Source organism: Streptomyces sparsus (genome assembly GCF_054776295.1).
On sequence record NZ_BAAHCA010000360.1, the window covers coordinates 1 to 4,610 of the forward strand.

Annotated in this window: 2 protein-coding genes; one reads left to right on the forward strand and one right to left on the reverse strand. The window is 71.0% G+C overall.

What is annotated here, in order from left to right:
- Positions 1-1,489: potassium/proton antiporter (locus ACYVE9_RS16330; protein WP_461028591.1), on the reverse strand; the 1,489-nt coding region annotated here is incomplete at its 3' end.
- A gap of 262 nt (positions 1,490-1,751) precedes the next feature.
- Between ACYVE9_RS16330 and ACYVE9_RS16335 the strand changes: the two genes are divergently transcribed.
- On the forward strand, positions 1,752-4,469 hold the full coding sequence (locus ACYVE9_RS16335; protein WP_461028590.1) for a penicillin acylase family protein: 2,718 nt from the start codon (positions 1,752-1,754) through the stop codon (positions 4,467-4,469).
- The last annotated feature ends 141 nt before the right edge of the window (positions 4,470-4,610 follow it).

The window sequence follows — 4,610 nt, forward strand, 5'->3', positions numbered from 1 at the left end:
GCAGGCCGCGGCCGCCGAGCCAGTAGGCGAGCTTGCCGCCGCGGCCGACCGCGATCAGGCGGCGCTCCGCGGCGTCCCGGACCGGATCCGTGGCCACCACCAGCAGGTCGTCGCCCCGGGACAGCACCGTGGTGGGCAGCGGCACGAAGCTGTGGCCGTCCCGGACCACCAGCGTCACCGCGGCGCCCGGCGGCAGCCGCAGCTCGCCGACCTCCACGCCGTGCATGCGGGACGACTCGGGAATGGACACGGACAGCAGGTGGCCGCGCAGCCTCTCCAGCGGTGCCGACTCGATCTCCACGTCCACGGTGTTCTCGCCGCCCAGCTTCAGCTTCCGGGCCAGCCACGGCAGCGTCGGCCCCTGGACCAGGGTGAACACCGTGACCAGCACGAAGACGATGTTGAAGATCCGGTCGCTGTCCTCCACCCCCGCGACCATCGGAATGGTGGCGAGCACGATGGGCACCGCGCCGCGCAGGCCGGCCCAGGACAGCAGGGTGTGCTCCTGCCACGGCCGCCGGAACGGCAGCAGGCACAGCAGCACCGACAGCGGGCGGGCGACGACGGTCAGGACGAGGCCGACGACGATCGCCGGCCAGAAGTCGACGAGCAGCTCGCCGGGTGCGACGAGCAGGCCGAGCAGTACGAACAGGCCGATCTGCGAGACCCAGGCCAGCCCGTCGGCGAACCCCCGCACGGCCGGCCGGTGCGGCAGCCGGGCGTTGCCGAGGATCAGCGCGGCGATGTACACGGCCAGGAAGCCGCTGCCCTGGGCCAGCGCGCCGGCCGCGTACGCCAGCACGCACAGCGCCATGACCGCGATCGGATAGAGGCCGGCCTGGGGCAGTGCCACCTGGCGGAGCCCCGTCTCGCCCAGTTTGCCGACCACCACGCCCACCGCGATGCCGATGACGAGTTGCAACGCGATCTTGCCCAGCAGCAGGTACCAGGGGGCGGGGGCGTGTTCGAGCGCGGAGAAGGCCACCACCAGGATGACCACCGGGGCGTCGTTGAAGCCCGACTCCGCCTCCAGCATGCCGCTGAGCCGTCGCGGCAGCGACACCGTGCGCAGCACCGAGAAGACCGCGGCGGCGTCCGTCGAGGAGACGACCGCGCCCAGGATGAGGGCGGGCGGCCAGGCCAGGCCGATGAGGTAGTGCGCCCCGGCCGCGGTGACGAGCACGCTGATGCCGACGCCGAGCGTGGACAGCACCGCGGCGGCCGGCACCGCGGGCCGTATGTCGCGCCACCTGGTGGCCAGCCCGCCTTCGGCGAGGATCAGGACGAGGGCGGCGTAGCCGAGCACCTGGGTCAGTTCGGCGTCGTCGAAGCGCACCCCCAGCCCGTCCTGGCCCAGGACGATGCCGATGCCGAGGTAGATGAGCAGGCTGGGCAGGCCGGTACGGGAGGAGAGCCGGACCGCGGCGACCGCCACGATGAGCACCAGTGCGCAGACCAGCAGGAGTTGGTTGAGGCGGTCGACAGTCAGGGGCCGTTCCTCCGTATCGCACCGGTGCCCCCGGCGCGTGGCGGTCGCGAGGGGGCGCTAAGAAAGCGTAAAAGATTCGTTTCCCAGACTAACAATTGTCGGGTCCGGAACGCGCGGCGCGGTGGCCCGGCGGGCCGTCGTCCACAGGGGGTGACGCCCGTCGTCCACAGGCGGCGTACGGACCACCACCAGGGACGCCTAGAGTTGCCCCAGCACGGATCCGCGGATCCGGAAGGTCCCCACCTGCCCTCGAAGGACAGCGATGCCCGCGAAGAAACGGTTCCGACGTGCCCGCCTGCTTGTGCTCACGGTCGTGCTGCTGCTCGTGGCGGGTGTCGGCGGCGGCACCTTCTGGACGGTCAGCACTGTCCGCGACTCCTTTCCCGAGGCCACCGGTTCCATCAAACTGGACGGCCTGTCCGGCACGGTGAACGTCAAGCGGGACGGCAACGGCATCCCCCAGGTCTACGCCGGCACCGCCGAGGACCTGTTCATGGCCCAGGGCTACGTCCAGGCGCAGGACCGCTTCTGGGAGATGGACGTACGCCGGCACACCACCGCCGGACGGCTCTCGGAGCTCTTCGGCGAGAGCCAGGTGGAGACGGACGCGTTCCTGCGCACCCTCGGCTGGCGGGACGTCGCGCAGAAGGAGTACGACACGAAGCTCTCGCAGCAGAGCAAGGACTACCTCAAGGCCTACTCGGCGGGCGTCAACGCCTACCTCAAGAGCCGTAGCGGGTCCGGGCTGTCCGTGGAGTACGCGGCGCTGGGCTTCGTCAACAGCGGGTACGAGCCCGAGCCGTGGACGCCCGTCGACTCGGTGGCGTGGCTCAAGGCCATGGCCTGGGACCTGCGCGGCAACCTGCGGGACGAGATCGACCGCTCGCTGCTGGCGAGCCGGCTGACCGAGAAGCAGATCGAGGAGCTCTACCCGAGCTACCCCTACGACCGCAACCAGCCCATCGTCGAGGAGGGCGCGGTCAGTTCCGGCCCCGGCGAGGCCGACACCTTCGACCCCGACGCTACCCCGGACACCGGCTCGGCGGACGCCCCCCAGCAGGGCGTCGGCGGCGAGATGCAGACCCAACTCGCCGCCCTGTCACGCACCCTGGACGAGCTTCCCGCGCTGCTGGGGCCCAACGGCAGCGGCATCGGCTCCAACTCCTGGGTGGTCGCCGGCCAGCACACCACGAGCGGCAAGCCGCTGCTGGCCAACGACCCGCACCTCGCGCCGCAACTGCCGTCCGTCTGGTACCAGATGGGCCTGCACTGCACCCAGGTCACCCGCGAGTGCCCGTTCGACGTCTCCGGCTTCACCTTCGCCGGCATGCCGGGTGTGGTCATCGGCCACAACCGGGACATCTCCTGGGGCATGACCAACATGGGCGCCGACGTCACCGACCTCTACCTGGAGAAGATCCAGGACGGCGAGTACCTGCGCGACGGCGAGTACAAGCCCTACAAGACCCGCAAGGAGACGTTGAAGGTCGCCGGCGGCGTCGACCGCCGGATCACCGTGCGCAGCACCGCCAACGGCCCCATCGTGTCCGACCGCAGCACCGAGTTGGGCCGGGTGGGGGACAGCGCGCCCGTCGAGGGCGTGGCCCCCGACCGCGGCAAGGGCTACGCGGTGTCGCTGCGCTGGACGGCGCTCACCCCGGGCAAGACCATGGACGCCGTCTTCAAGCTCAACCGGGCCGGCGACTTCGCCGAGTTCCAGGCCGCGGCCAGGGACTTCGCAGTGCCCTCGCAGAACATGATCTACGCCGACACCAAGGGCAACATCGGCTACCAGGCCCCGGGCCGCATCCCGATCCGGGGCAAGGGCGACGGCCGGTACCCGGCGCCCGGCTGGGACTCCGACTACCGCTGGACCGGTTACGTGCCGCAGTCGGCGCTGCCCTTCGAGTACAACCCGGAGCGCGGCTACATCGTCACCGCCAACCAGGCCGTCATCGACCAGCGCAGCTACCCGTACCTGCTCACCGAGGACTGGAGCTACGGCACCCGCAGCCAGCGCATCAACGACCTGATCGAGTCGAAGACGAAGGACGCCGGCAAGATCTCCATGGACGACATGCAGTCCATGCAGACCGACAACAGCAGCGAGATCGCCAAAGTGCTGGTGCCGCACCTTCTGAAGATCGACGTCGAGGACCCGTACGTCCGTGAGGCGCAGCAGCTGCTGGAGGGCTGGGACTACTCGCAGTCCGCGGACTCCGCCGCAGCGGCCTACTTCAACGGTGTCTGGCGCAACCTGCTGATGCTCTCGTTCGGCAACAAGCTGCCCAAGGAGCTGCGCGTCGAGGGACAGTGCCTGCGGGTCCGCCCGGCTGACGACTCCGGCCCGCTGGAGGAGCTCGACGGCACCGCCCGGACCGTGCGCGAGTGCGGCCAGCGCAGCCGCACCTCCGCCCAGCCCGACGGCGGCGACCGCTGGGCCGAGGTGGTCCGCGGCCTGCTCGACGACCCGGACAACGAGTGGTGGCAGGCCCGCGGCAACCGGGAGAACCCGGACGCCCAGAGCCGCGACGAGCTGCTGGCCCGGGCCATGAAGGACGCCCGCTGGGAGCTGACCACGAAGCTCGGCAAGAACATCGACACCTGGAGCTGGGGGCGCCTGCACCGGCTGATGCTGGAGAACCAGACCCTCGGCACGCAGGGCCCCGACCTCGTGCAGCGGCTGCTGAACCGAGGTCCCTGGGAGCTCGCGGGCGGCAAGGACGCGGTGGACGCGTCCGGCTGGAACGCCGCCGGCGGCTACGGCGTCACCTGGGTGCCCTCGATGCGCATGGTCGTCAACCTTGACGACCTGGACAAGTCGCGGTGGATCAACCTGACCGGTGCCTCCGGGCACGCCTTCCACTCCCACTACACCGACCAGACCGACAAGTGGGCCAAGGGGGAGCTGCTGCCCTGGGTCTTCACACGGGAGGCGGTCGACAAGGCCACCGAGGACACCATGGCCCTGACGCCCTGACGCCCTGACGCCCTGACGCCCTGACGCCCTGACGCCCTGACGCCCGTTTCGGTGGTTGCCGGGGCGTGGGCGTCGGGGTGGGTGGGCCCGCGGGTCTGCGGGCCGGGGCGCCGCGCGAGTCGGACGGGGCCCGCCGGGCGG

What these genes read in the sequence shown, in the direction of transcription:
- ACYVE9_RS16335 (WP_461028590.1), top strand. Translation starts at nt 1,752, where the DNA reads ATGCCCGCGAAGAAACGGTTCCGACGTGCCCGCCTGCTTGTGCTCACG.